Source organism: Bifidobacterium choerinum, from assembly GCF_002761235.1.
Lineage (GTDB): Bacteria > Actinomycetota > Actinomycetes > Actinomycetales > Bifidobacteriaceae > Bifidobacterium > Bifidobacterium choerinum.
Genome location: NZ_CP018044.1, coordinates 1693864 through 1713934, shown reverse-complemented (window position 1 = coordinate 1713934; position 20071 = coordinate 1693864). Strand labels below are relative to the sequence as shown.

The following is a 20071-nucleotide window of genomic DNA, read 5'->3' as shown; positions in this document are numbered from 1 at the left end:
ACCTGCATGTCATTCTCCCTTCGTTCCGGCCGCCGGCTTGTTGCCGGCGACGATCATGGCCTGGTCGATCTCGTCGGACGGATCGACCGCGAGCGCGCCGTCCTTGATGAAATGCACGAGGATGTCGGCGACGTTGCGGCTCAGCAGGTTCGACGCGGTCGTGCTGACCTCGCTCGCCAGATACGGCGCGCCGATGATCGTCACGCCGCCCTTGGTCGTGTGCGTGCCGATCGCGGAGCCCTCGACGTTGCCGCCGAGCTCGCTCGCCGCGCAGTCGACGACGACGGCGCCGCGGTGCAGGCCTTCGACGCCGCGCGCGGTCAGCAGGACCGGGGGCTTGCGTCCCGGGACCTTCGCCGTCGTGATGATGATGTCGAAGCCGGCGGCCTTCTCGTCGACGGCCGCCTGCTGCTGCGCCTGCTCCTCGGGGGTCAGCGCGCGCGCGTAGCCGCCCTCGCCCTGGCCCTGCGAGAAGTCGAGGCCGAGCTCGAGGAACTTCGCGCCGAGCGATTCGACCTCGCCGCGCGAGGCCGGGCGCACGTCGTATGCGGTGACGACGGCGCCGAGGCGCTTCGCCGTGCCGATCGCCTGCAGGCCGGCGATGCCGGCGCCGAGGATGAGGACCTTCGCCGGGCGGATCGTGCCGGCCGCAGTCGTCATCATCGGCAGGAAGGAGCCATAGGCGTTCGCCGCGACGAGGGCGGCCTTGTAGCCCATGACGGAGTTCTGCGACGTCATCTCGTCCATCGACTGCGCGGCGCTCAGCTGGCGCGGCAGGCGTTCGATCGCGACGGCGGTGACGCCGTGCTTGTCGAGCGCCTCGATGTAGTCGGCGTCGGTGAACGATCCGAGCATGCCGATGACCCAGGTGCCCGGCTTGATGCGGGCGACGAGCTGGTCATCCGGCCGCTCGACGAAGCCGAGGGCGTCCGCGCGTGCGAGGATCCGGTCGGCGTCGACGACCTGCGCGCCGGCCTTCGTGTAGTCCTCGTCCGTGTAGTCGGAAGCCTCGCCGGCCCCTGATTCGATCAGGCATGCGACGCCTGATTTGCGCAACCGCGTGACGATGTCCGGCGTCAGCGCGACGCGGGACTCGTGCTCCGACGTCTCGTTGAAGACGCCGAAGGTCACGGTTCCTTCTGGTTGTTCGGCCATGTGAACCCTTTCTATGCATCCCGCCCGTTGCGGGATGGTGAACATACAGCGTTCCAGTGTAACCAATACGGCCGCCGTCGTTCCCATGCGTCCATCTTTCGGCCGGGCGGAGCGTTTTTCGCCCATCGCGCAGCCGCCCGCGCGGCGGCGCGCGGCCCGGCCGAGGCTACGCAAGCGTAGGGTGACGTGTTCCCGCGAAACGGCTACACTGCAAGGGAATAGTGTATTTCTGCGGGTAAGGAGCAAATCCATGTCCATCTTCAAGTCCGTGAAGGACCGCGCGTCCGTCCTCACGCAGCGGGCGCTGCATCTGGGAGGCGACTTCTCGCACCCGATCAGCGATGACGGCGACACGCCCGACTACGTCGACCCCGAGACCCAGCTGCAGCACCACGACTACGAGAACCTCCCGCACGTCGACTTCTGGGGCCCCGACCGCCCGACGACGACCTTCATCGACGCCGACTCCGGATTCATCACGGCGAGCACCGAGGGCAACGGCTCGCTGCCGGACAACTTCAACGTCTACCGCATCTACGAGGACCGCGCCTCGCGCATGGGCGACGAACCGCTGTACACCTTCAAGGTCGGCGGCGAATGGATGTCGAAGACGGCGAACGAGACGCTCGCCGACATCCGCGCCGTCGCCAAGGGCCTGATCCACATGGGCTTCAGGAAGGGCGACGGCTGCGCGTTCATGTGCCACACATCCTACGACTGGGACGTCTTCGACGCCGCGCTGCTCGCCGTCGGCGGCGTGCTCGCGACTGTCTACGACACCGACTCGGCCGAGCAGATCCGCAACATCGTCGACAACTCCGACGCCACGCTCCTCGTCGTCGAGACGAAGGACATGCTCAAGAAGACCGAGCTCGCCAAGCGCGACTGCCCGACGCTCAAGACCGTCATGTGCCTCGAGAACGGCGCGATCGACGAGCTCAAGGTCTACGGCAGGCAGTTGAGCGACCGCCAGCTCGACGAGCGCATCGCCTCGGTCGGCCTGCACGACCTGTGCTCGATCGTCTACACGTCGGGCTCCACGTCGGCGCCCAAGGGCGTCGAGATGACCCACGCGCACTACTGCGCGACGGCCACGAACCTGCCCGACTACATGCCCGACCTGCTGCACGACAAGAAGAACCGCGTGCTGCTGTTCCTGCCGCAGGCGCACTCCTTCGCGCGCGCGATCAACTACATCTGCGTGGCGAGCAACATCCACATCTACATCGCCAACGGCATCAAGACGCTCACCGGCGACCTCAAGGTCGCGCGCCCGCACATCATGATCGTCGTGCCGCGCGTGCTCGAGAAGGTGTACAACGCGGCGTCGCAGAAGGCCGGCAACGGCCCCAAGGGCCGCGTCTTCGCCGCCTCGGTCGTCGCGGCGCAGAAGTACATGCAGGAGCTCAGCGAGCGCGGCCAGGCGAGCCGCTTCGCCACGATGCGCCGCAACGCCTTCGATCCGCTCGTCTACGCGCAGATCCGCGACGTGCTCGGCGGATGCGCGCGCTGGATCGTCACCGGAGGCGCGCCGCTCGACCCCGAGCTCATGGCCTTCTTCCGCGGCGCCGGCGTGCCGGTCTACGAGGGCTACGGCCTGACCGAGACGACCGCGCCGTGCGCGTTCAACCCGATCGGCGTGCCCTACCATCAGGGTTCGGTCGGCATCCCGTTCCCGGGCTTCGAGCTGCGCATCGGCGACGGCAACGAGATCCAGGTCAAGGGCACCGCCGTCTTCCCGCGCTACCACAAGAACGAGGAGCAGACCGAGGCCTCGTTCACCGACGACGGCTGGTACGCGACCGGCGATCTGGGACGGCTCGACGACGACGGCTTCCTGTACATCATCGGCCGCAAGAAGGACCTCATCATCACGGCCGGCGGCAAGAACGTCTCCCCCGGCCCGATGGAGGAGGTCATCCAGCGCTGCCCGCTCGTCTCGCAGGCGCTCGTGCTCGGCGACAAGCGTCCGTTCATCTCGGCGCTCATCACGCTCGACCCCGACGCACTGCGCGCGTGGCTGGCGAAGAAGGGCCTCGACGCGGACATGACGATGGAGGACGCGGCGGTTAACCCGGTCGTGCGCGCCGAGGTGCAGAAGTGGGTCGACCAGGCCAACGAGGGCGTCTCGCGCGCCGAGTCGGTGCGCAAGTTCATCATCCTGCCCGAGGAGTTCTCGCAGAAGAACGGCCTGATGACCGCGTCGATGAAGATCATCCGCCCGAAGGTCATCAAACGCTACACCGAGCTGCTCAACACGCAGATGTACACGAAGCGCAACCCGGCCGAGAAGATGCAGTGACGGCCATGTCGGCGACGTGACGGCACGTCGCCGACGACGACGAAAGCCCCGCGGAAGGATATCCCTTCCGCGGGGCTTTCGTCGTTTCGCGTCCTTCCTCCGGCAGCGGACGGGGCCGTCACCCTCCCCCGCGCGTCAGAATCCGAGGCGGTCGAGCTTCTTGGGGTCCGACTGCCAGTTCTTCGCGACCTTGACGTGCATGTCGAGGACCGCCTTGCCGCCGACGATGCGGTTGACGGCGGTGCGCAGCCGCTTCTTGACGCGCACGAGGTGCTCGGCCTTGCGCCCGATGATGATCGGCTTCTGCGAGTCGCGTTCGACGTAGATCGAGACGAGCACATGCGTCTTGCCGGCGTAGCCCTCGCCGGTCTCGTTGTCCTGCGGGCGTTCGATCGCGTCGACGACGACGGCGAGCGAATGCGGCAGCTCGTCGTGCAGCTCCTCGAGGAAGGCGCCGCGTACGAGCTCGGCGATCTCGTCCTCGGGGCTCTCCTCGGTGATCTGCTCGGCCGGATACATCTGCGGGCCCTCGGGCAGATGCTCGACGAGCACCTTCGTGACCTCGGCGAGATTGTCGTCCTTGAGCGCGCTGACGGGCACGATGTCCGCGAAGTCGGCGAAGCCGTCGATCTCGATGAGCTTGTCGATGAGCTGCGAGCGGTCGAGCTCGTCGATCTTCGTGACGATCGCGACGAGCGGCACCTTCCAGACGAATCTGCCGTCCTCGGACTTCGTCGCGAACTGCGAGCGCAGGCGGCTGAGGATGCGGCGGTCGCCGGGGCCGATCTCCTGGTCCGCCGGCAGCAGGAACGCGATCTCGTCGCTGTCGGCGAGCGACTCGTCGACGACGTCGTTGAGACGCTGGCCGAGCAGCGTGCGCGGACGGTGGATGCCCGGCGTGTCGACGAGCACCATCTGCGCGCCGTCGAGCGTGAGCACGCCGCGGATCGCCTTGCGCGTCGTCTCGGGCCTCGACGACGCGATCGCAATGCGGGTGCCGATGAGCGCGTTGATGAGCGTCGACTTGCCGACGTTCGGCCGGCCGACGACGGCCACGAATCCGGAGCGGTACGGCCGCTCCTGCGTTGCGTCCTGCGTGGTGTGCTGCTGATCAGTCATCGTCGTGTCCATGTTCCTTGCCGTCATGCGATATGCCATCGCCCTGTTGCTGAATCGTACTGCCAGTGTCGTCGCCGCCCTCGACGGAGACCGGCTCGACGACGATCGTCGAGACCTTCTTGCGCCGGCCGGCCGAGTCGACGGCCGTCAGGCGCAGGCCGTGCGTCGTCGCGCTCGCACCGACGATCGGCACACGTCCCAGCAGCTTGGTGAGCAGGCCGTAGACGGTGTCGACGTCGTCCTCGTCGAGGTCGATCTCGAAGATCTCCTCGAGATCGGTGATCGGCGTGCGCGCCGGCATGCTCCACGTGCGCTCGCCGATCCTCTTGGGTTCGGCGTGCTGCGTGCGGTCGTGCTCGTCGTCGAGCTCGCCGACGATCTGCTCGATCGCGTCCTCGATCGTGACCATGCCGGCGATGCCGCCGTATTCGTCGACGACGACGGCCACATGGTTGCGCGTGCGCTGCATCTCGTGGAAGAGGTCGTCGACCGGCTTCGACTCGGGCACGTACATCGGCCTGCGCATGATCGATTCGATGTCGCGTGCGCGCGCCACCGGGTTGAAGGCCGTCGCGCGCACCGCGTCCTTGAGGTAGGCCATGCCGAGCAGGTCGTCGATGTCGGAGCCGATGACCGGCACGCGCGAGAACCCGGAGCGCGAGCACAGGCACAGGAAGTCCTGCAATGCGCCGTCGCGCTCGATCGTGATCATGTCGGTGCGCGGCACCATGATCTCGCGCGTGAGCGTGTCGGAGAGCATGAGCACGTTGCGCAGCATGTCGGAGACCTCGGGATCGAAGCGGTTGGTCTCGATGAGCCGGTCGAGCGCGGCCTTGCCCTGCTCGTGGCGGATCTTCTCGAGCTCCTCGTCGTCGGAGATCGCCTCACCGCGCTCGCCGGATGCGGCGCGCTCGCGGCCGCGGATGAACGGCGTGAGCCTGACGCAGGCGGCGGCGAGCGGCGCATGGGAGATGAGGACGGACAGCGGCTTGGCGCTGCCGACGGTGCGCGGGCGCATGAGCACGGTGATGCAGGCGATGACGAGCGCGACGACGAGGCCGGCGACGAGCTGCACCCACATCGCGTAGCCGAGCGTCGCGGCGATGCAGGCGACGAGCACGCCGGTGAGCACGTTGCCGCAGATGCGGAAGAATGCGCACGAGTTCGACGCGGCGTAGCGGTGCATGACGATGCGCTGCGCCGCGTGCAGGCGCCTGATCTTCTTCTGGCGCGTGAAGTCGGACAGCTCGCCGTCCGACTGCACCTCGATCATCAGGTTGTTGAGGTTGGCGCGTGTGACGCGCGAGATCGCGCTTTCGAGCGCCGCGAGCATCATCGACAGCCATGCGAGCAGCACGGCGGCCACGGCGAGCGCGGCGATGATCGCGATCGTGAGTTCTTCGGACATCGTGATCCTCCCGGACGTCGTGGTCTCAGTGGCCGAGCTGGCGGTCGGCGCCGTGGGTCTGCTCGTAGATGGCGAGCGCGTCCGGCGCGTCGTCCGGCACGAGCGCAATCCACGACGTGCCCTGGCGCAGCGCGAAGAACGTGAGCAGCAGCTGACGCTGCAGCCCGAACATCTGGCGCTCCTGCTCGGGGGTGGCGTGGTCGTAGCCGAGCAGATGCAGGATGCCGTGGATCGTCAGCAGCATCATCTCCTCCATCGTGCTGTGCCCGGCGGCGGCGGCCTGCTGCGCGGCGACCCACGGGCAGATGACGATGTCGCCGAGGCAGCCCTCGCTCGGCGCGCCGTCGTCTCCGGGGCGCAGCTCGTCCATCGGGAAGCTCATGACGTCGGTCGGCCCCTGCAGGTTCATCCAACGCTCATGCAGCTCGGCGATCGGCTCGGGGTCGACGAACAGGATCGCCAGGTCCGACTGCGTGCTCACGCGCATCTGGTCCATGACCCACACGCCGAGATCGGCGAAGACCTTCGGGTCGATGATCCAGTCGGTCTCGTTGTTCACTTCAACGCTCATCGCGTGCGTCCTTCCTCTTGTCGTCACGCGCCGCGCCCTTCGCCGCGCGCGCCTCGTCGTAGCGTTCGTAGGCGGCCACGATCCTGCCGACGAGCTCGTGGCGCACGACGTCGCCGGCGTCGAGGTGGGCGAAGGCGATGCCGTCGATGCCGTGCAACACCCGCTCGATCGAGACGAGCCCCGAACGCGGCGCCGCCAGGTCGACCTGGGTGACGTCGCCGGTGACGACCATCTTCGTGTTGAACCCGAGCCTCGTGAGGAACATCTTCATCTGCTGCGCCGTCGTGTTCTGCGCCTCGTCGAGGATGACGAAGGCGTCGTTGAGCGTGCGGCCGCGCATGTAGGCGAGCGGCGCGACCTCGATCGCGCCCTCCTCGATGAGCCGGTGCATGCGTTCGAGGCCGAGCATGTCGGACAGCGCGTCGTAGAGCGGCCGCAGATAGGGGTCGACCTTCTCGTTGAGCGTGCCGGGCAGGAACCCGAGGTTCTCACCGGCCTCGACGGCCGGGCGCGTCAGGATGATGCGGCGCACGCGGCCGTCCTCGAAGGCGCTCACGGCCTTCGCGACGGCGAGGTAGGTCTTGCCGGTGCCGGCCGGTCCGATGCCGAAGGTGATCGTGTTCGCCTCGATGTCGTTGACGTAGGCGACCTGTCCGGCCGTCTTCGGGCGCACCGGCACGCCGTTCGCCCAGGCGATCGTCCCCGGGACGCTGGGCTTGCGGTATTCGGCGTGCGCCTCGCGCGCGTCGGCGCGCCTGCGCGCGCGGATCCGGCGGATCTCGTCGGTCTGCGCGCCGTGTCCGGGCGCCTCGTCGCGCACGTCGTTGGACAGCACGCGCTGGTCGAGCATGCGACGCAGCGTCGGCGCGTCCATCGGATGCCCGTAGGCCGCGTCGATGATCAGGTGGAGCAGGTCCTCGGCCTCGGCGGCTTGGGCCTCCCCCGCCTTCGACGTCGAGCGGATCGTCACCCGGTCGCCCCGGATGTGGATCGTGATCTCGCCGAAGTCGCGCTCGAGCTCGCGGATGACCTCGTCGCAGGGTCCGAAGACGCGTACCGGGTCGAGCTGCTCCGGCACGATCACCGTTCGTGTTGTAGTCGCCACCACACCTCTCTCTGACGGCGCGCGGCATGCGCCCGTCGTCTGGAAAACCAATGGAATCGTCACTGGGAAACGTCAATGCGCGAACCGCGGCGCCCGCATGGGCACGGGGCGGGGCGCGGCGGCCTACTCGTCGAGCGGCTCGCCGGTGAGCACGTGCGCGTGCACGTGGAAGACGGTCTGCCCGGCCTTCTCGCCGGTGTTGAAGACGAGGCGGTACGAGCCGTCGTACTCCTGGTCGGCGATGCGTTGCGCGACCTCGACGATGTGCGCGAGCAGCTGCGCGTCGGCGCGCGCGAGCTCGTCGACGTTGCGGTAGTGCTCACGCGGCACGACGAGCACATGCACCTTCGCCTTGGGGTTGATGTCGCGGAACGCGTAGACGCTCGCGTCCTCGTACACCTTCTCGCTGGGGATGTCGCAGTTCACGATCTTGCAGAACAGGCAGTCCGGGTCGGTCATCGTCTTCCTCTCGTCCATATGGTCCACGCCCGCCCCTTGGCGGGCGCCTCCCATCGTATTGCCGCACCGGGATAAACAACGTCGGCGGCGTTCCTATTCCGAAGGCCGCCCGCCGCGGCCGTCAGCTGAAGCGCCCCAGCTCGCGCGACAGCAGGCTGAGCGCGACCGGGCCGGCCGTGGACGCGCGCAGGATGTTGTGCCCGAGCACGCAGACCTCGGCGCCCGCGTCCCTGAGCGCGGCGACCTCCGAGTCGGCGATGCCGCCCTCGGGGCCGACGACGACGTGGATCGTGCGCGTCTCGCCGTCGACGAGGCTGCGTTCGCGCACGCCGCGCACTCGACGCTCCACCTCGTCCCAGCTGAGCGTGGCGTCCTGATGGAGCACGACGACGAGGTCGCCGTGCGCGCATGCGCGCCCGCAGAGCGCGACGAGCCACTTGCCGGTCAGGCAGTCGTGCAGTTCGGGCAGCGTCGCACGGCGCGACTGCTCGGTGGCGGCCATCAGCGTGGCGCGCCACTTGCGGTCGGTGCGCCCCGGCTTCCAACGCGCGATCGCGCGCTCCGACTGCCACGGGTAGACGTCGTCGACGCCGATCTGCGTGCTCACGTCGATGGCCTGCTCGTCGTGCCCGTTCTTGGCGAGGGCCTGCACGAGCGACAGGCGCACGAGCGGCGGCTCCTCCCTGACGAACGATTCGACGCACACGTCGCCGGCGCGCTCGTCGACGACGGTCGCGTCGATGCGCAGCCCGTGGCCGTCCGATATCTGCAGCTCGTCGCCCGTCGTCAGGCGCATCGACCCGAAGGCGTGCCTGCGCACGCCCTCCGGAAGCGTCATGATCCAGCCGGTGCGCCCCGACGCGATCTGCTCGGCCGACATCGGGGCGTCGTCATGGCTTGAATCCACAAGAAACAAAGGGTTGGTCATGGCCTCTAGGCTACCCCGGCACCGGTGCGACACGCCGATGTTGCGCACGTCGCGCAGATGCCCTATAGTAATCAACTGTTGCCGCTGAGAACACAGCACAGTGATCAGCACAGCGACCCGGGTCCGGGTGGCGGAATGGTAGACGCGCTAGCTTGAGGTGCTAGTGCCTATTTTATACAGGCGTGCGGGTTCAAGTCCCGCTCCGGACACGACCAAGACCGGTGGTTCATGAGAACCACCGGTCTTTTTCATTATATCCATCGCGCCCTCCCCGGGCGCGGCACATCACGGGAGGCCTGCCGTGCAATTCATCCGACTCGAATCGATCGACGACCCGCGGGTCGAGGCGTACACGAACCTGACCGAGCTGCAGCTGCGCAACCGTCTCGAACCGGCGAAGGGGCTGTTCATCGCCGAATCGCCGAAGGTCATCACGCGCGCGCTCGCCGTCGGCCGCGAACCGATCTCGCTGCTCGTCGAGGAGCCGTGGATCGACGGCATGGCGGACACCTTCGCCGCGATCGACGCGCGGTGGGGCGACGACGTCCCCGTCTACGTCGCCTCCCCCGAACAGCTCAGGCGCCTGACCGGCTACCGGCTGCACCGCGGCGCGCTCGCGGCGATGCGGCGCTGGCCACTGCCGTCGGTCGCGCAGGTGTGCGAGGGCGCGACGCGCGTCGCCGTCCTCGAGAACATCGTCGACCATACGAACGTCGGCGCGATCATGCGTTCGGCCGCGGCGCTCGACGTCGACGCCGTCCTCGTGACGCCGTCGTGCGCCGACCCGCTGTACCGGCGCGCCGTGCGCGTCTCGATGGGCACCGTCTTCCAGGTGCCGTGGACGCGCATCGGCGGCGACGACGTCCGTTACTGGCCGTGGAAGGGGCTCGAGGAGCTGCACGGCCTGGGGTTCACGACGGCGGCGATGGCGCTCAGCGACGATTCGATCTCGCTCGACGACCTCGTCGCACGCCTTGCGCCCACTGTCCCCGACGGCGGGCGCATTGACCGTCTCGCGCTGATCTTCGGTACCGAGGGCGACGGCCTGTCGCGGCACACGATCGCCAACGCCGACCTCACCGTGAAGATCCCGATGGGACACGACGTCGATTCGCTCAACGTGGCCGCCTCGAGCGCCGTCGCCTTCTATGCGACGCGCGATGCACGCCGTCGATAGTCGGCGCGCATCGCGCGTGGGATGGAATGGATATGGAATATGACGCGAGGCCGTGCTCAGTAGCGCGGCATCGCGTCGAGGTTGAAGCCGAGCGCGGCGAGCTGCTCGCGGCCCTCGGGCGTGATCTTGTCGACGGTCCAGCGCGGCGTCCACGTCCAGTCGATGCGGAACTCCTCGACGAGGCCGGCGAGCGTGCTCGCGCATTCGTCCTCGATGAGGTCGGTCAGCGGACACGCCGGCGTAGTCAGCGTCATCGTGATGATCGCGCGGCCGAGCTCGTCGATCTCGATGCCGTAGACGAGGCCGAGGTCGATGACGTCGATGCCGAGCTCCGGGTCGATGACCTGATGGAGCGCCTCCATGACATCCTGCGCCGTCGCGCGGCCGATCTCGTCGACGCCCTTGAGCGCGATGGCGTCGCCGCAGCCGCAGCCCTCGCCGCCATGGCCGCCGCAGCAGCCGTCCTGCCCGTCATGGTCCTGCGCCGTCTCGGCGTTGCGGCTGACGTCCTTCGCCAGCGACGGGTTCGCGATGATCGCCTGCGCCGTCACCTCGTCCCCGACGACGCCGCTGACCGCGTCGAGGATCGTAGCCTGCGGTCCGGGCACCAGATTGTCGCTCATCATCTTGTCCTTCCTCAAAAAAACTTGCCAAAGTCGTTGCGTCCGTTCCCGACGGGTGCGGGGTCTCCCCGCGCTCAGGACGCCCTGCGCTGCGCGGCGAGCGCCTTGGCCACGGAGTCCTTGAGGCCCTCCCAGCCGAGCAGCGCGCATTTGATGCGCATCGGGTACTTCGAGACGCCCTGGAACACGGTCGCGTCGCCGAGCTCGTCCATCGCCGCCTCGTCGTCGAGCCCTGCGCCGCGCGACGACATCAGCGCATGGAACTCGTCGAACAGGTGCATCGCCTCGTCGACGGTGCGTCCGCGCACGAGGTCGACCATGATCGACAGGCTCGCCTGCGAGATCGAGCATCCCTGACCGTCCCAGACGATGTCCTCGATGCGGTGCGGCTCGTCGCGGCCCACCTCCACATGGACGGTGACCTCGTCGCCGCAGGTCGGGTTGAACTGGTGCGAACGCGCCGTCGAGCACGCCTCGTGCCGCGCCGTGACCGTCGCCTCGCCGTCGGCGACGGACGCGTCGCCGACCTGCGGGAGCGCGCCCTTGCCGTGCGGGTGGCGGGAGGCGTCGAGGATGACCTCCTGATACATCTGTTCGAGTTCGTCGGCCATCATGCCTTCCTTTCCGTGCGGGCCGCGCGTTCGTCGTCCCTATCGGGCCAACAGCTCGCGGCCCGCATTATTCCTTCCGCCGCTCCCCTGCCGCGCTCAGCGCAGGAAGAATGGCCTGACGCCCCTGACCGCCTCGACGAGCGCGCGCGCCTCGTCGGGGGTGTTGTAGACGCCGGCCGACGCGCGGTTCGACGCGAAGACGCCGAAGTGCCGGTGGATCGGCTGTGCGCAGTGGTGGCCGACGCGGATCGCGATGCCGGACGCGTCGAGGAACTGACCGACGTCGTGCGGGTGCACGCCGTCGACCTCGAAGGCGACGGTGCCGATGCGGCGCCGGTCCGTCGTGGAACCGAGGATGCGCACGCCGTCGACGTCGCCGAGCCTGAGCAGCTCGTCGGTGATCGTCCGTTCGTGCTCGGCGATGCGGTCCATGCCGATGCCCATCATCCAGTCGGCGGCGACGCCGGCGGCGACGACCTGTGCGACCGGCTGCGTGCCCGCCTCGAAGCGCGCCGGCGGATCCATGTACAGCGCCGGGCGGTCCATGTAGGCGAGCTCGACCATCGAGCCGCCGAAGCGCGCCGGAGGCAGCGCCTCGAGCAGCTCTCTCTTTCCGTACAGGAAGCCGACGCCGGTCGGTCCGTACATCTTGTGCGCGCTGAACGCGGCGAAGTCGACGTCGAGCGCGTGGAAGTCGACCGGGATGTGAGGCACCGACTGGCAGGCGTCGAGGACGACGATCGCGCCGACCTCGTGCGCGCGGCGCACGATCGGCGCGACATCGGTGATCGCGCCGGTGACGTTGCCGATGTGCGTGACCGCGACGATGCGCGTGCGCTCGCCGATCGTCTCGGGCGCGAGGTCGGCCATGACACGGCCGTCCTCGTCGACCTCGAGCCATCTGAGCGTCGCGCCGGTGCGCGCGGCGAGCTCCTGGAACGGCAGCAGCACCGAATGGTGCTCGGCGCGAGAGACGACGATCTCGTCGCCGGGCTTCAGGGCGAAGCGTTCGGCTTCGGCGCCGCCGCGGCCGAGCGACGCGTTGCCGATCGCCGTGGCGAGCATGTTGAGTGCGTCGGTCGCTCCCATCGTCACGACGAGCTCCTCGCCGCCCTCGTCGCTCGAGGCGCCGACGAGCCTCGCGACCTTCGCGCGCGCCTGTTCGAAGGCGACGGTCGAACGCGCCGCGAGCGTGTGCGCGCCGCGATGCACGCCGGCGTTGATCGTCTCGTAGAACTCCGATTCGGCGTCGATGACGCACTGCGGCTTCTGCGCCGTCGCGCCGCTGTCGAGGTAGACGAGCGGGTGGTCGTTGATCCGCTGGTCGAGGATCGGGAACTGCGAGCGTATCGTCTCGATGTCCGTCATCCGGTCTCCTCTCCGCTCAGGCGAGCGCCGACTCGGAGTCCGAGCCTTCCGGCAGGTACTCGTCGTAGCCGCGCTCCTCGAGCTCGTCGGCGAGCTCGGGGCCGCCGGTCTTGACAAAGTGGCCGTCGGCGAACACGTGGACGATGTCGGGCTTGATGTACTTGAGGATGCGCGTGTAGTGCGTCACCATCAGGATGCCGAGGTCGTCGGCCGCCTTGGCGCGGTTGACGCCTTCGGAGACGATGCGCAGCGCGTCGACGTCGAGTCCGGAGTCGGTCTCGTCGAGGATCGCGAACTTCGGCCTGAGCAGTTCGAGCTGGAGCACCTCGGCGCGCTTCTTCTCGCCGCCGGAGAAGCCCTCGTTGACCGAGCGCGTCGCGAACTTCGGGTCCATCCTCAGGCGCTTCATCGCCTCGGAGAGCTCCTTCGTCCACGTGCGGATCGCCGGCGCCCTGCCGTCGATCTCGGTCTTCGCGGTGCGCAGGAAGTTCGTCATCGACACGCCCGGCACCTCGACCGGGTACTGCATCGCGAGGAACAGGCCGGCCTTGGCGCGCTCGTCGGGAGTCATCGTCAGGATGTCCTCGCCGTCGAGCAGCACCTGCCCGGAGTCGACCTCGTACTTGGGGTGGCCGGCGAGCGTGTACGCGAGCGTCGACTTGCCCGAGCCGTTGGGTCCCATGATCGCGTGCGTCTCGCCGGAGTTGACGGTCAGGTTGACGCCGCGCAGGATCTGCTTGCGGCCTTCCTTCGTCTCGACCGATGCGTACAGGTCCTTGATTTCGAGCGTGGACATTACTTCTCCTCCAATGCGTGTTGCGTTGCTTCGTCTTCGCCGCGCGCCAGACGGCGGTCGATCGCGCCCATCAGATGGGACGCGAGTTCGTCGATGCCGATCTCCTCGACGAGTTCGCCGAAGAAGCCGCGCACGACGAGTTTGCGCGCCTGGCGTTCCGGGATGCCGCGCGAGCACAGATAGAACAGCTCCTCGTCGTCGAAGCGGCCGACCGAGCTCGCGTGGCCGGCGCCGACGATGTTGCCGTTCTCGATCTCGAGGTTCGGCTCGGAGTCGGCGACCGCGCCCGGCGTGAGCACGAGGTTGCGGTTGAGCTCGTAGGAGTCGGTGCCCGGCGCCGTCGGCTCGATGAGCGCGTTGCCGACCCACGTCGAATGCGCGCCCCTGCCGCTGAGCGCGCCCTTGTAGACGACGCGCGAACGGCATTCGGGATGGTTGTGCACGACCATCGTCCTGTGCTCGATGTGCTCGCCGGGGTCGACGAAGTAGATGCCGAGCATGTTGAGGTCGCCGTGCTCGCCGCCGAAGTCCTGGTCCATGCGGATGCGCACGAAGGCGCCGCCGAGCGTGACGACCGAGTGGCGCAGCGACGATTCGGCGCCCAGACGGATGCGGTGGTTCGCCACATGCTTCGAGACGGGGCTCCACTCCTGGATGAAGGTCGTGCCGACGTGCGCGTCGCGTCCGACGGCGATCTCGACGCCCTCGGCCAGCCGCGCGTCGCCATCGTGCTCGACGACGACGTCGCCGTGCACCTGGTCGCGCGCGACGATGACGAGATGCAGCGCGTCAAGGTCGAGCCCCTCGCCGTGCACGCGCACGAGCACCGGATGCGCCGGGTCGCGCTTGAGCTCGACGACCCATGCGCTCCTCGCGCTGTTCCATTCGACGGCGGCGGCACGGTCGGACGGCTTGCCGACGGCGCCGCACGGCGCCTCGCCGATCGCGACCTCGCGCACGTCCACGTCGTCGTCGTCGAGCGGCGAGCCGTCGATGTAGCCGACCGAGATGCGCGTCTCTCCGCTCGGCGCGAAGGGTTCGAAGAACTCGGGGATGCGGTCGATCGGCGTGAAGCGCCAGTCGTCCTGCCTGCGCGTCGGCGCGGCGAAGTCGGCCACGTCGAAGGAGCGCGGGCTCGTGTCGGCGCTCGACGGCATCGCCGCCGGCACCGCGTACGGATCGTCGGGATCCGCGACCGGGATGTTGATTTCCACGTTGTCCGCCATCGGTCAGCCCACCGATCCTTCCATCTGCAGTTCGACGAGCCTGTTGAGCTCGAGCGCGTATTCCATCGGCAGCTCGCGGCTGATCGGCTCGACGAAGCCGCGCACGATCATCGCCATCGCCTCCTTCTCCTCGATGCCGCGGCTCATCAGATAGAAGAGCTGGTCCTCGGAGACCTTCGAGACGGTCGCCTCGTGCGCCATCGAGACGTCGTCCTCGCGCACGTCGACGTGCGGGTAGGTGTCGGAGCGCGAGAAGTCGTCGACGAGCAACGCGTCGCACACGACGTTCGAGCTGGCGCCCTCGGCGCCGTCGACGATCTTGACGAGGCCGCGGTAGGCGGAACGTCCGCCGCCGCGCGAGATCGACTTTGCGACGATCGTCGAGCTCGTGTGCGGCGCCAGATGGATCATCTTCGCGCCGGTGTCCTGGTACTGACCGGCGCCGGCGAAGCCGAGCGACATCGTCGAGGCGTTCGCGTACGGCTCGGCGAGGATGCACGCCGGATACTTCATCGTCGCCTTCGAGCCGATGTTGCCGTCGACCCATTCCATCGTCGCGCCCTCGCGCACGTAGGCGCGCTGCGTGACGAGGTTGTAGACGTTGTTCGACCAGTTCTGCACCGTCGTGTAGCGTACGCGCGCGTTCTTCTCGACGACGATCTCGACGATGGCCGCGTGCAGCGAGTCGGTCGAGTAGATCGGCGCCGTGCAGCCCTCGACATAGTGCACATAGGAGCCTTCGTCGGCGATGATGAGCGTGCGTTCGAACTGGCCCATGTTCGGCGTGTTGATGCGGAAGTAGGCCTGCAGCGGGATGTCGACGTGCACGCCCTTGGGCACGTAGACGAACGAGCCGCCCGACCATGCGGCCGTGTTGAGCGCGCCGAACTTGTTGTCCTCGGGCGGCACGACGGTGCCGAAGTACTTCCTGACGAGGTCGGGATATTCGCGTACGGCCGTGTCGGTGTCCACGAAGATGACGCCCTGCTTGGCCAGGTCCTCCTGGATCGAGTTGTAGATGACCTCGGACTCGTACTGCGCGGCGACGCCGGAGACGAGACGGCTCTTCTCGGCCTCGGGGATGCCGAGGCGGTCGTAGGTCTCGCGGATGTCGTCGGGCAGGTCCTCCCAGCGGGCCGCCTGCTTGCCGACCGGCTTGACGTAATACTTGAAGTCCTGCGCGTGGAAGCCGGACAGGTCGACGCCCCACTTGGGCATCGGCTGCTCGACGAAGGCCCGGTAGCCGCGCAGGCGCATGTCGAGCATCCATTCGGGTTCGTGCTTGTCGGCCGAGATCTCGCGCACGACGTGCTCGTCGATGCCCTTCTTCGCCGCCTCGCCGGCCGCGTCGGAATCGTGCCAGCCGTACGAGTATTCGCCGAACTGACCGATGATCTCGTCATCCTGTCTTATCTTGTCCTCGTTGACGCGGCCGCGATCAGCAAGATACTGATTCATCTCCACGTCGGACGCTGCGTTGGGCATCTGATTGTCTGCCACAGGTCGCCGCCTCTCGTTTTCTTGGTTGTTCCGCATTACATGGTAACGGACGACGTATGGACACGCCAGAGCGTTTCACGCCCGGCCGCCGTCCTCGCACCGCCCGAAGACGGCGGCAGGCCGGGATCCCCGACGGATCCCGGCCTGCATGTGCGATGGGTCACACGTCCGCGGCTCACTGCTGCACGTGCACGGTCACCCCGTGGTCGGGGCCCTGCACGGCGAAGTCGTAGAACCATTCGGCCACGTCCCAGCCGATGCCGACGCAGCCGTGCGACGTGTTCGCGCCGAGCGCGGCGATCTGCGCGTCGGAGTATGGCGCGTCGGTGGCGATGCGGTGGATCGCGCAGCCGCTCTTCGAGAAGTAGTTGACGAAGCCGACGTCGGGCGCGTCCCACGTCTCCTTCGTGCCGTCGGAGAGCGTGAGCGTGCCGCTCATGTGCTGCGACGGGTACTTGAGCCAGACCTCGAAGTCGCCCAGCGGCGTGCACAGGTCGCCGCTCGGCTGGCATGCGCCGGTGGCGTAGTCGTTGCCCTGGCCGGCGGACATGCTGAAGGCCTTGACTTGCTTGCCGTTCTCATAGGCGTAGACCTTGTGGTCGCTCAGGTCGACGACGACGTGGCGCTTCGTCTTCTTGACGGCCATCGGATCGACCTCGCCGTCCACCTTCACGTCGCCGTCGCCGGCGGCGAAGGCCTTGGCGGCCTGCTCGCCGACGCCCTGGTCGGCGCCGTCCTTGATCCGCACGCCGTCGTGGCCCTCCTTGAGGACGACGACGTCCTCGTCGTTGTTGTTGACGATGACCTCGCGGTCCTCCTTCGTCGTCGAGTAGTGCGGCTTGATGTCCTCGTCGTAGTGGCTCTGCAGCTTGCCCGCGTCGAAGACGACGACGCCGGAGCGCGTCTCGCCGTCCTTGAGCGTCGACTCCTCGTTCGGCTCGATGCGCGAGGCGTCGACGAGCGCCGCCGGGGAGAAGGTCGCGACCTTCTCGTCGCCGACCGTGATGCCGGCCTTCGCGTCGATGAGTCTGTTGAGCGCGTCGCGCGCCTGGTCGGCGGTCGCGTCGGGGACGTTCGGCTCGATCGTGTCCATCGTCAGCGCCACCGTCTTCGCGCCGGCGGAGCCGAGCGACTCGATCGCGGCGACGGCCTCGTCGGCGACGGCCTTCGCGTCGGCGCCGGAGCCGTTCGCGCCGGGCACCGTCTCGACGTGCGTGCCGTCCTCGGTGACCCGGAGCGTGGCGTCGACCGGCTTCGCGCTGCTCGTGCCGAGCTTGGCGTCGAGCACGGTCGGATCGGTCTCGGGCGTGATCGTCGGGGCGACGTCGCGCTTGTCCCACGGCAGGTAGCGCGTCCAGAAGGAGCCGTCGCGCTTGGCGTCGACGGCCTGCTTCGCGATCGCGTCCGCGTCGACGTCGATGCCGAGGTCGGACGCGTCGATACTCGCCTGTGTCCCCTCATAGGTGACGGGCACCTGCACGGCGGCGACCTGGTCGTCGATCATGCGCGCGATCTGCTGCTCGCTCCTACCGGCGACGGAGTGTCCCCACAGCGTCGTGCCCGGCAGCGCGCGGTTCTGGAAATAGGCGTAGGTCCCCCCGCACGCCGCGGCGGCGACCACGGCGACGCCGAGCACGACCCACGGCCATACGCGGCGGCGCCTGGCGTGTTCCCCGGACGCATGCTGCGCGATCTCCAGCTCGTCGACCTCAGGCGCCGGCGGCTGTCCCGGATCCACGCGGAAGCCGTCCCCGTCCGCGCCCATGTCATGGTTTCCATTGGAAAAAGACATAGCATTCCTTGTACGAAAAAATACGATGATTCGCTTCGATAATAGGGGAAGGTCGTGAACATGGCGAGCTTCACGGCCGAATGATGACAAAACATCCACGTTTGGCGTATATCCGCCCGGCACATCCACTGCCGACCGGCCGGCCCCCGCAGAAGATCGCATGCGGGAACCGGCCGGCAGAGTGCATGAAGTGCGCGGAGTAGGCGGAATGCGCGGCGCGCCCGGGATGCGCGGGCGCGCCGGCATGCTCAGCGCTGCGCCTGATGGTCGAGCGCGGCCTTGACGAGGCCCGCGAACAGCGGATGCGGCTTCGTCGGGCGCGACTTGAACTCGGGGTGGGCCTGCGTCGAGACGTAGAACGGGTGCACGTCCTGCGGCAGCTCGACGAATTCGGTCAGCTCGCCGTCCGGGCTCTGGCCGGAGATGACGAGGCCGCCCTCGCGCAGCCGGTCCTTGTACGCGACGTTGACCTCGTAACGGTGGCGGTGGCGTTCGGTGACGTGGGTCGTGCCGTACAGGCGGGCGACGAGCGAATCCTCGAGCAGCTCCGCCGGATACGAACCCAGACGCATCGTGTGGCCCATGTCGCCGTTGCCGGCGACGATGTCCTTCTGCTCCTCCATCGTCGCGATGACCGGGTTCGGGCAGTCCGGATCGAATTCGGTCGAGCCGGCGTCCTCGATGCCGAGCACGTCGCGCGCGTATTCGATGACCATCGACTGCAGGCCGAGGCACAGGCCGAGCACCGGCAGCTTGTGTTCGCGCGCGTAGCGCAGCGCGCCGATCTTGCCGTCGATGCCGCGGATGCCGAAGCCGCCGGGGATGACGATGCCGTCCATCTGGTCGAGCGCCGCGGCGGCGCCCTCCTCGGTCTCGCAGCGGTCGGCTGCGACCCACTTGACGTTGACCTTCGCCCAGTTGGCGAAGCCGCCGGCCTTGATGGCCTCGGTCACCGACAGGTAGGCGTCCGGCAAGTCGATGTACTTGCCGACGATCGCGATGCTGACCTCGTGCTTGGGATGGTGCACGCGCTCGAGCAGGTCCTCCCACTCGTCCCAGTCGACGTCGTGGAACGGCAGGCCGAGCTCGCGCACGACGTAAGTGTCGAGGCCCTCGTCGAAGAGCACCTTCGGCACGTCGTAGATGCTCGCGGCGTCCACGCAGTTGACGACGCCCTCGGGGTCGACGTCGCACATCAGCGAGATCTTGTCCTTGATGCCCTGGTTGAGCGGACGGTCGCTGCGCAGCACGAGCGCGTCCGGCGTGATGCCGAGTTGGCGCAGCATCATGACCGAATGCTGCGTCGGCTTCGTCTTAAGTTCATGGGCAGCAGCGATGTACGGCACGAGCGAGACGTGGATGAACATGCAGTTCTCCGGCCCCAGTTCGCGGCGCACCTCGCGCGCGGCCTCGAGGAAGGGCTGCGATTCGATGTCGCCGACGGTGCCGCCGATCTCGGTGATGATGACGTCGACGTCGTCCGACGCCTGCGCGCGCATGCGCGACTTGATCTCGTTGGTGATGTGCGGGATGACCTGCACGCACTGGCCGAGGTATTCGCCGGCTCGTTCCTTGCGCAGCACCTCCTGATAGATCTGGCCGGTCGTCACGTTCGCCTTCTGCGAGAGGAAGACGTCGAGGAAACGCTCGTAGTGGCCGATGTCGAGATCGGTCTCGGCGCCGTCCTCGGTCACGTAGACCTCGCCGTGCTGGAACGGGTTCATCGTGCCCGGATCGACGTTGATGTACGGATCGAGCTTCTGCTGGAGGACGCGGATGCCGCGACTGCGCAGCAGGCGTCCGAGGGAGGATGCGGTCAGTCCCTTGCCGAGGGAGGACACGACGCCTCCGGTGACGAAGATGTGCTTGGTGACGTGTTCCTGAGCATTGCCATGTTGTCTTCTTGCCATGGGTCTTCATGGTATCGCCGC

Annotated in this window: 17 protein-coding genes and 1 tRNA gene; 3 read left to right on the top strand and 15 right to left on the bottom strand. The window is 67.9% G+C overall.

From position 1 onward, the window contains the following. Nucleotides 1-9: 9 nt before the first annotated feature. The gene (locus tag BcFMB_RS06915; RefSeq protein WP_024541374.1) at nucleotides 10-1155 is read right to left on the bottom strand and encodes an NAD(P) transhydrogenase subunit alpha; all 1146 of its coding nucleotides are present in this window, start codon (nucleotides 1153-1155) and stop codon (nucleotides 10-12) included. A gap of 250 nt (nucleotides 1156-1405) precedes the next feature. Here BcFMB_RS06915 and BcFMB_RS06910 point away from each other — a divergent pair, with 250 nt between their 5' ends. Continuing rightward, nucleotides 1406-3457 (top strand): AMP-dependent synthetase/ligase, encoded by a 2052-nt coding sequence (locus BcFMB_RS06910; protein ID WP_099721374.1) that lies wholly within the window; start codon nucleotides 1406-1408, stop codon nucleotides 3455-3457. A gap of 135 nt (nucleotides 3458-3592) precedes the next feature. Here the strand turns inward: BcFMB_RS06910 and era are convergent, their stop codons facing one another. From era to BcFMB_RS06880, 6 genes are all read right to left on the bottom strand, one after another. Next, nucleotides 3593-4576 carry a GTPase Era gene (gene era / locus BcFMB_RS06905; RefSeq protein WP_024541376.1) on the bottom strand — a complete coding sequence of 328 codons (984 nt, stop codon included), beginning with the start codon at nucleotides 4574-4576 and terminating at the stop codon, nucleotides 3593-3595. Continuing rightward, a complete protein-coding gene (locus BcFMB_RS06900; RefSeq protein ID WP_099721372.1) occupies nucleotides 4569-5984 on the bottom strand; it encodes a hemolysin family protein in 1416 nt (471 codons plus the stop codon). Before BcFMB_RS06900 ends, era begins: the two co-directional genes overlap by 8 nt. A 25-nt stretch (nucleotides 5985-6009) precedes the next feature. Next, nucleotides 6010-6555: an rRNA maturation RNase YbeY gene (gene ybeY, locus BcFMB_RS06895; RefSeq protein ID WP_024541378.1), complete on the bottom strand. Its 546-nt coding sequence runs from the start codon at nucleotides 6553-6555 to the stop codon at nucleotides 6010-6012. Next, nucleotides 6545-7660, bottom strand: coding sequence for a PhoH family protein (locus BcFMB_RS06890; protein ID WP_024541379.1), 1116 nt, complete (start codon nucleotides 7658-7660; stop codon nucleotides 6545-6547). Before BcFMB_RS06890 ends, ybeY begins: the two co-directional genes overlap by 11 nt. Nucleotides 7661-7783: 123 nt before the next feature. Continuing rightward, complete coding sequence (locus BcFMB_RS06885; RefSeq protein ID WP_024541380.1) at nucleotides 7784-8119, bottom strand: histidine triad nucleotide-binding protein; 336 nt, start codon at nucleotides 8117-8119, stop codon at nucleotides 7784-7786. A 121-nt stretch (nucleotides 8120-8240) separates the two neighbouring features. Further along, nucleotides 8241-9047, bottom strand: a complete 807-nt coding sequence (locus BcFMB_RS06880) for a 16S rRNA (uracil(1498)-N(3))-methyltransferase (protein WP_099721371.1) — start codon at nucleotides 9045-9047, stop codon at nucleotides 8241-8243. A gap of 121 nt (nucleotides 9048-9168) precedes the next feature. On the opposite strand from BcFMB_RS06880, the gene BcFMB_RS06875 reads away from it, so the two are divergent. Together BcFMB_RS06875 and BcFMB_RS06870 are read left to right on the top strand one after the other, a co-directional pair. Continuing rightward, nucleotides 9169-9256, top strand: a tRNA-Leu gene (locus tag BcFMB_RS06875). A 92-nt stretch (nucleotides 9257-9348) separates the two neighbouring features. Next, complete coding sequence (locus tag BcFMB_RS06870) at nucleotides 9349-10224, top strand: TrmH family RNA methyltransferase (RefSeq protein WP_099721370.1); 876 nt, start codon at nucleotides 9349-9351, stop codon at nucleotides 10222-10224. Nucleotides 10225-10280: 56 nt separating this feature from the next. On the opposite strand, the gene BcFMB_RS06865 is transcribed toward BcFMB_RS06870, so the two are convergent. From BcFMB_RS06865 to BcFMB_RS06830, 8 genes are all read right to left on the bottom strand, one after another. After that, the gene (locus BcFMB_RS06865) at nucleotides 10281-10847 is read right to left on the bottom strand and encodes a metal-sulfur cluster assembly factor (protein WP_024541383.1); all 567 of its coding nucleotides are present in this window, start codon (nucleotides 10845-10847) and stop codon (nucleotides 10281-10283) included. Nucleotides 10848-10921: 74 nt separating this feature from the next. Beyond that, the gene (sufU, locus tag BcFMB_RS06860; protein WP_418214992.1) at nucleotides 10922-11461 is read right to left on the bottom strand and encodes a Fe-S cluster assembly sulfur transfer protein SufU; all 540 of its coding nucleotides are present in this window, start codon (nucleotides 11459-11461) and stop codon (nucleotides 10922-10924) included. 93 nt (nucleotides 11462-11554) lie between these two features. Further along, on the bottom strand, nucleotides 11555-12826 hold the full coding sequence (locus BcFMB_RS06855; RefSeq protein WP_099721369.1) for a SufS family cysteine desulfurase: 1272 nt from the start codon (nucleotides 12824-12826) through the stop codon (nucleotides 11555-11557). Nucleotides 12827-12842: 16 nt separating this feature from the next. Continuing rightward, complete coding sequence (gene sufC / locus BcFMB_RS06850) at nucleotides 12843-13622, bottom strand: Fe-S cluster assembly ATPase SufC (RefSeq protein WP_099721368.1); 780 nt, start codon at nucleotides 13620-13622, stop codon at nucleotides 12843-12845. Next, nucleotides 13622-14848, bottom strand: a complete 1227-nt coding sequence (gene sufD, locus BcFMB_RS06845) for a Fe-S cluster assembly protein SufD (protein WP_099721367.1) — start codon at nucleotides 14846-14848, stop codon at nucleotides 13622-13624. Before sufD ends, sufC begins: the two co-directional genes overlap by 1 nt. Before the next feature lie 3 nt (nucleotides 14849-14851). Further along, nucleotides 14852-16333 (bottom strand): Fe-S cluster assembly protein SufB, encoded by a 1482-nt coding sequence (sufB, locus tag BcFMB_RS06840; RefSeq protein ID WP_198405405.1) that lies wholly within the window; start codon nucleotides 16331-16333, stop codon nucleotides 14852-14854. Nucleotides 16334-16523: 190 nt separating this feature from the next. Then, nucleotides 16524-18140, bottom strand: a complete 1617-nt coding sequence (locus tag BcFMB_RS06835; RefSeq protein WP_024541389.1) for a L,D-transpeptidase family protein — start codon at nucleotides 18138-18140, stop codon at nucleotides 16524-16526. 248 nt (nucleotides 18141-18388) lie between these two features. Then, nucleotides 18389-20050 carry a CTP synthase gene (locus tag BcFMB_RS06830; RefSeq protein WP_026645402.1) on the bottom strand — a complete coding sequence of 554 codons (1662 nt, stop codon included), beginning with the start codon at nucleotides 20048-20050 and terminating at the stop codon, nucleotides 18389-18391. Nucleotides 20051-20071 lie beyond the last annotated feature (21 nt).

Excerpts from the sequence above, each read along its gene's own strand:
- BcFMB_RS06915 (WP_024541374.1), bottom strand. The coding sequence starts at position 1,155 with ATGGCCGAACAACCAGAAGGAACCGTGACCTTCGGCGTCTTCAACGAG.
- BcFMB_RS06910 (WP_099721374.1), top strand. The coding sequence starts at position 1,406 with ATGTCCATCTTCAAGTCCGTGAAGGACCGCGCGTCCGTCCTCACGCAG.
- era (WP_024541376.1), bottom strand. The coding sequence starts at position 4,576 with ATGACTGATCAGCAGCACACCACGCAGGACGCAACGCAGGAGCGGCCG.
- BcFMB_RS06900 (WP_099721372.1), bottom strand. The coding sequence starts at position 5,984 with ATGTCCGAAGAACTCACGATCGCGATCATCGCCGCGCTCGCCGTGGCC.
- ybeY (WP_024541378.1), bottom strand. The coding sequence starts at position 6,555 with ATGAGCGTTGAAGTGAACAACGAGACCGACTGGATCATCGACCCGAAG.
- BcFMB_RS06885 (WP_024541380.1), bottom strand. The coding sequence starts at position 8,119 with ATGACCGACCCGGACTGCCTGTTCTGCAAGATCGTGAACTGCGACATC.
- BcFMB_RS06880 (WP_099721371.1), bottom strand. The coding sequence starts at position 9,047 with ATGACCAACCCTTTGTTTCTTGTGGATTCAAGCCATGACGACGCCCCG.
- BcFMB_RS06865 (WP_024541383.1), bottom strand. The coding sequence starts at position 10,847 with ATGAGCGACAATCTGGTGCCCGGACCGCAGGCTACGATCCTCGACGCG.
- sufU (WP_418214992.1), bottom strand. The coding sequence starts at position 11,461 with ATGATGGCCGACGAACTCGAACAGATGTATCAGGAGGTCATCCTCGAC.
- BcFMB_RS06855 (WP_099721369.1), bottom strand. The coding sequence starts at position 12,826 with ATGACGGACATCGAGACGATACGCTCGCAGTTCCCGATCCTCGACCAG.
- sufC (WP_099721368.1), bottom strand. The coding sequence starts at position 13,622 with ATGTCCACGCTCGAAATCAAGGACCTGTACGCATCGGTCGAGACGAAG.
- sufD (WP_099721367.1), bottom strand. The coding sequence starts at position 14,848 with ATGGCGGACAACGTGGAAATCAACATCCCGGTCGCGGATCCCGACGAT.
- sufB (WP_198405405.1), bottom strand. The coding sequence starts at position 16,333 with ATGCCCAACGCAGCGTCCGACGTGGAGATGAATCAGTATCTTGCTGAT.
- BcFMB_RS06835 (WP_024541389.1), bottom strand. The coding sequence starts at position 18,140 with ATGTCTTTTTCCAATGGAAACCATGACATGGGCGCGGACGGGGACGGC.
- BcFMB_RS06830 (WP_026645402.1), bottom strand. The coding sequence starts at position 20,050 with ATGGCAAGAAGACAACATGGCAATGCTCAGGAACACGTCACCAAGCAC.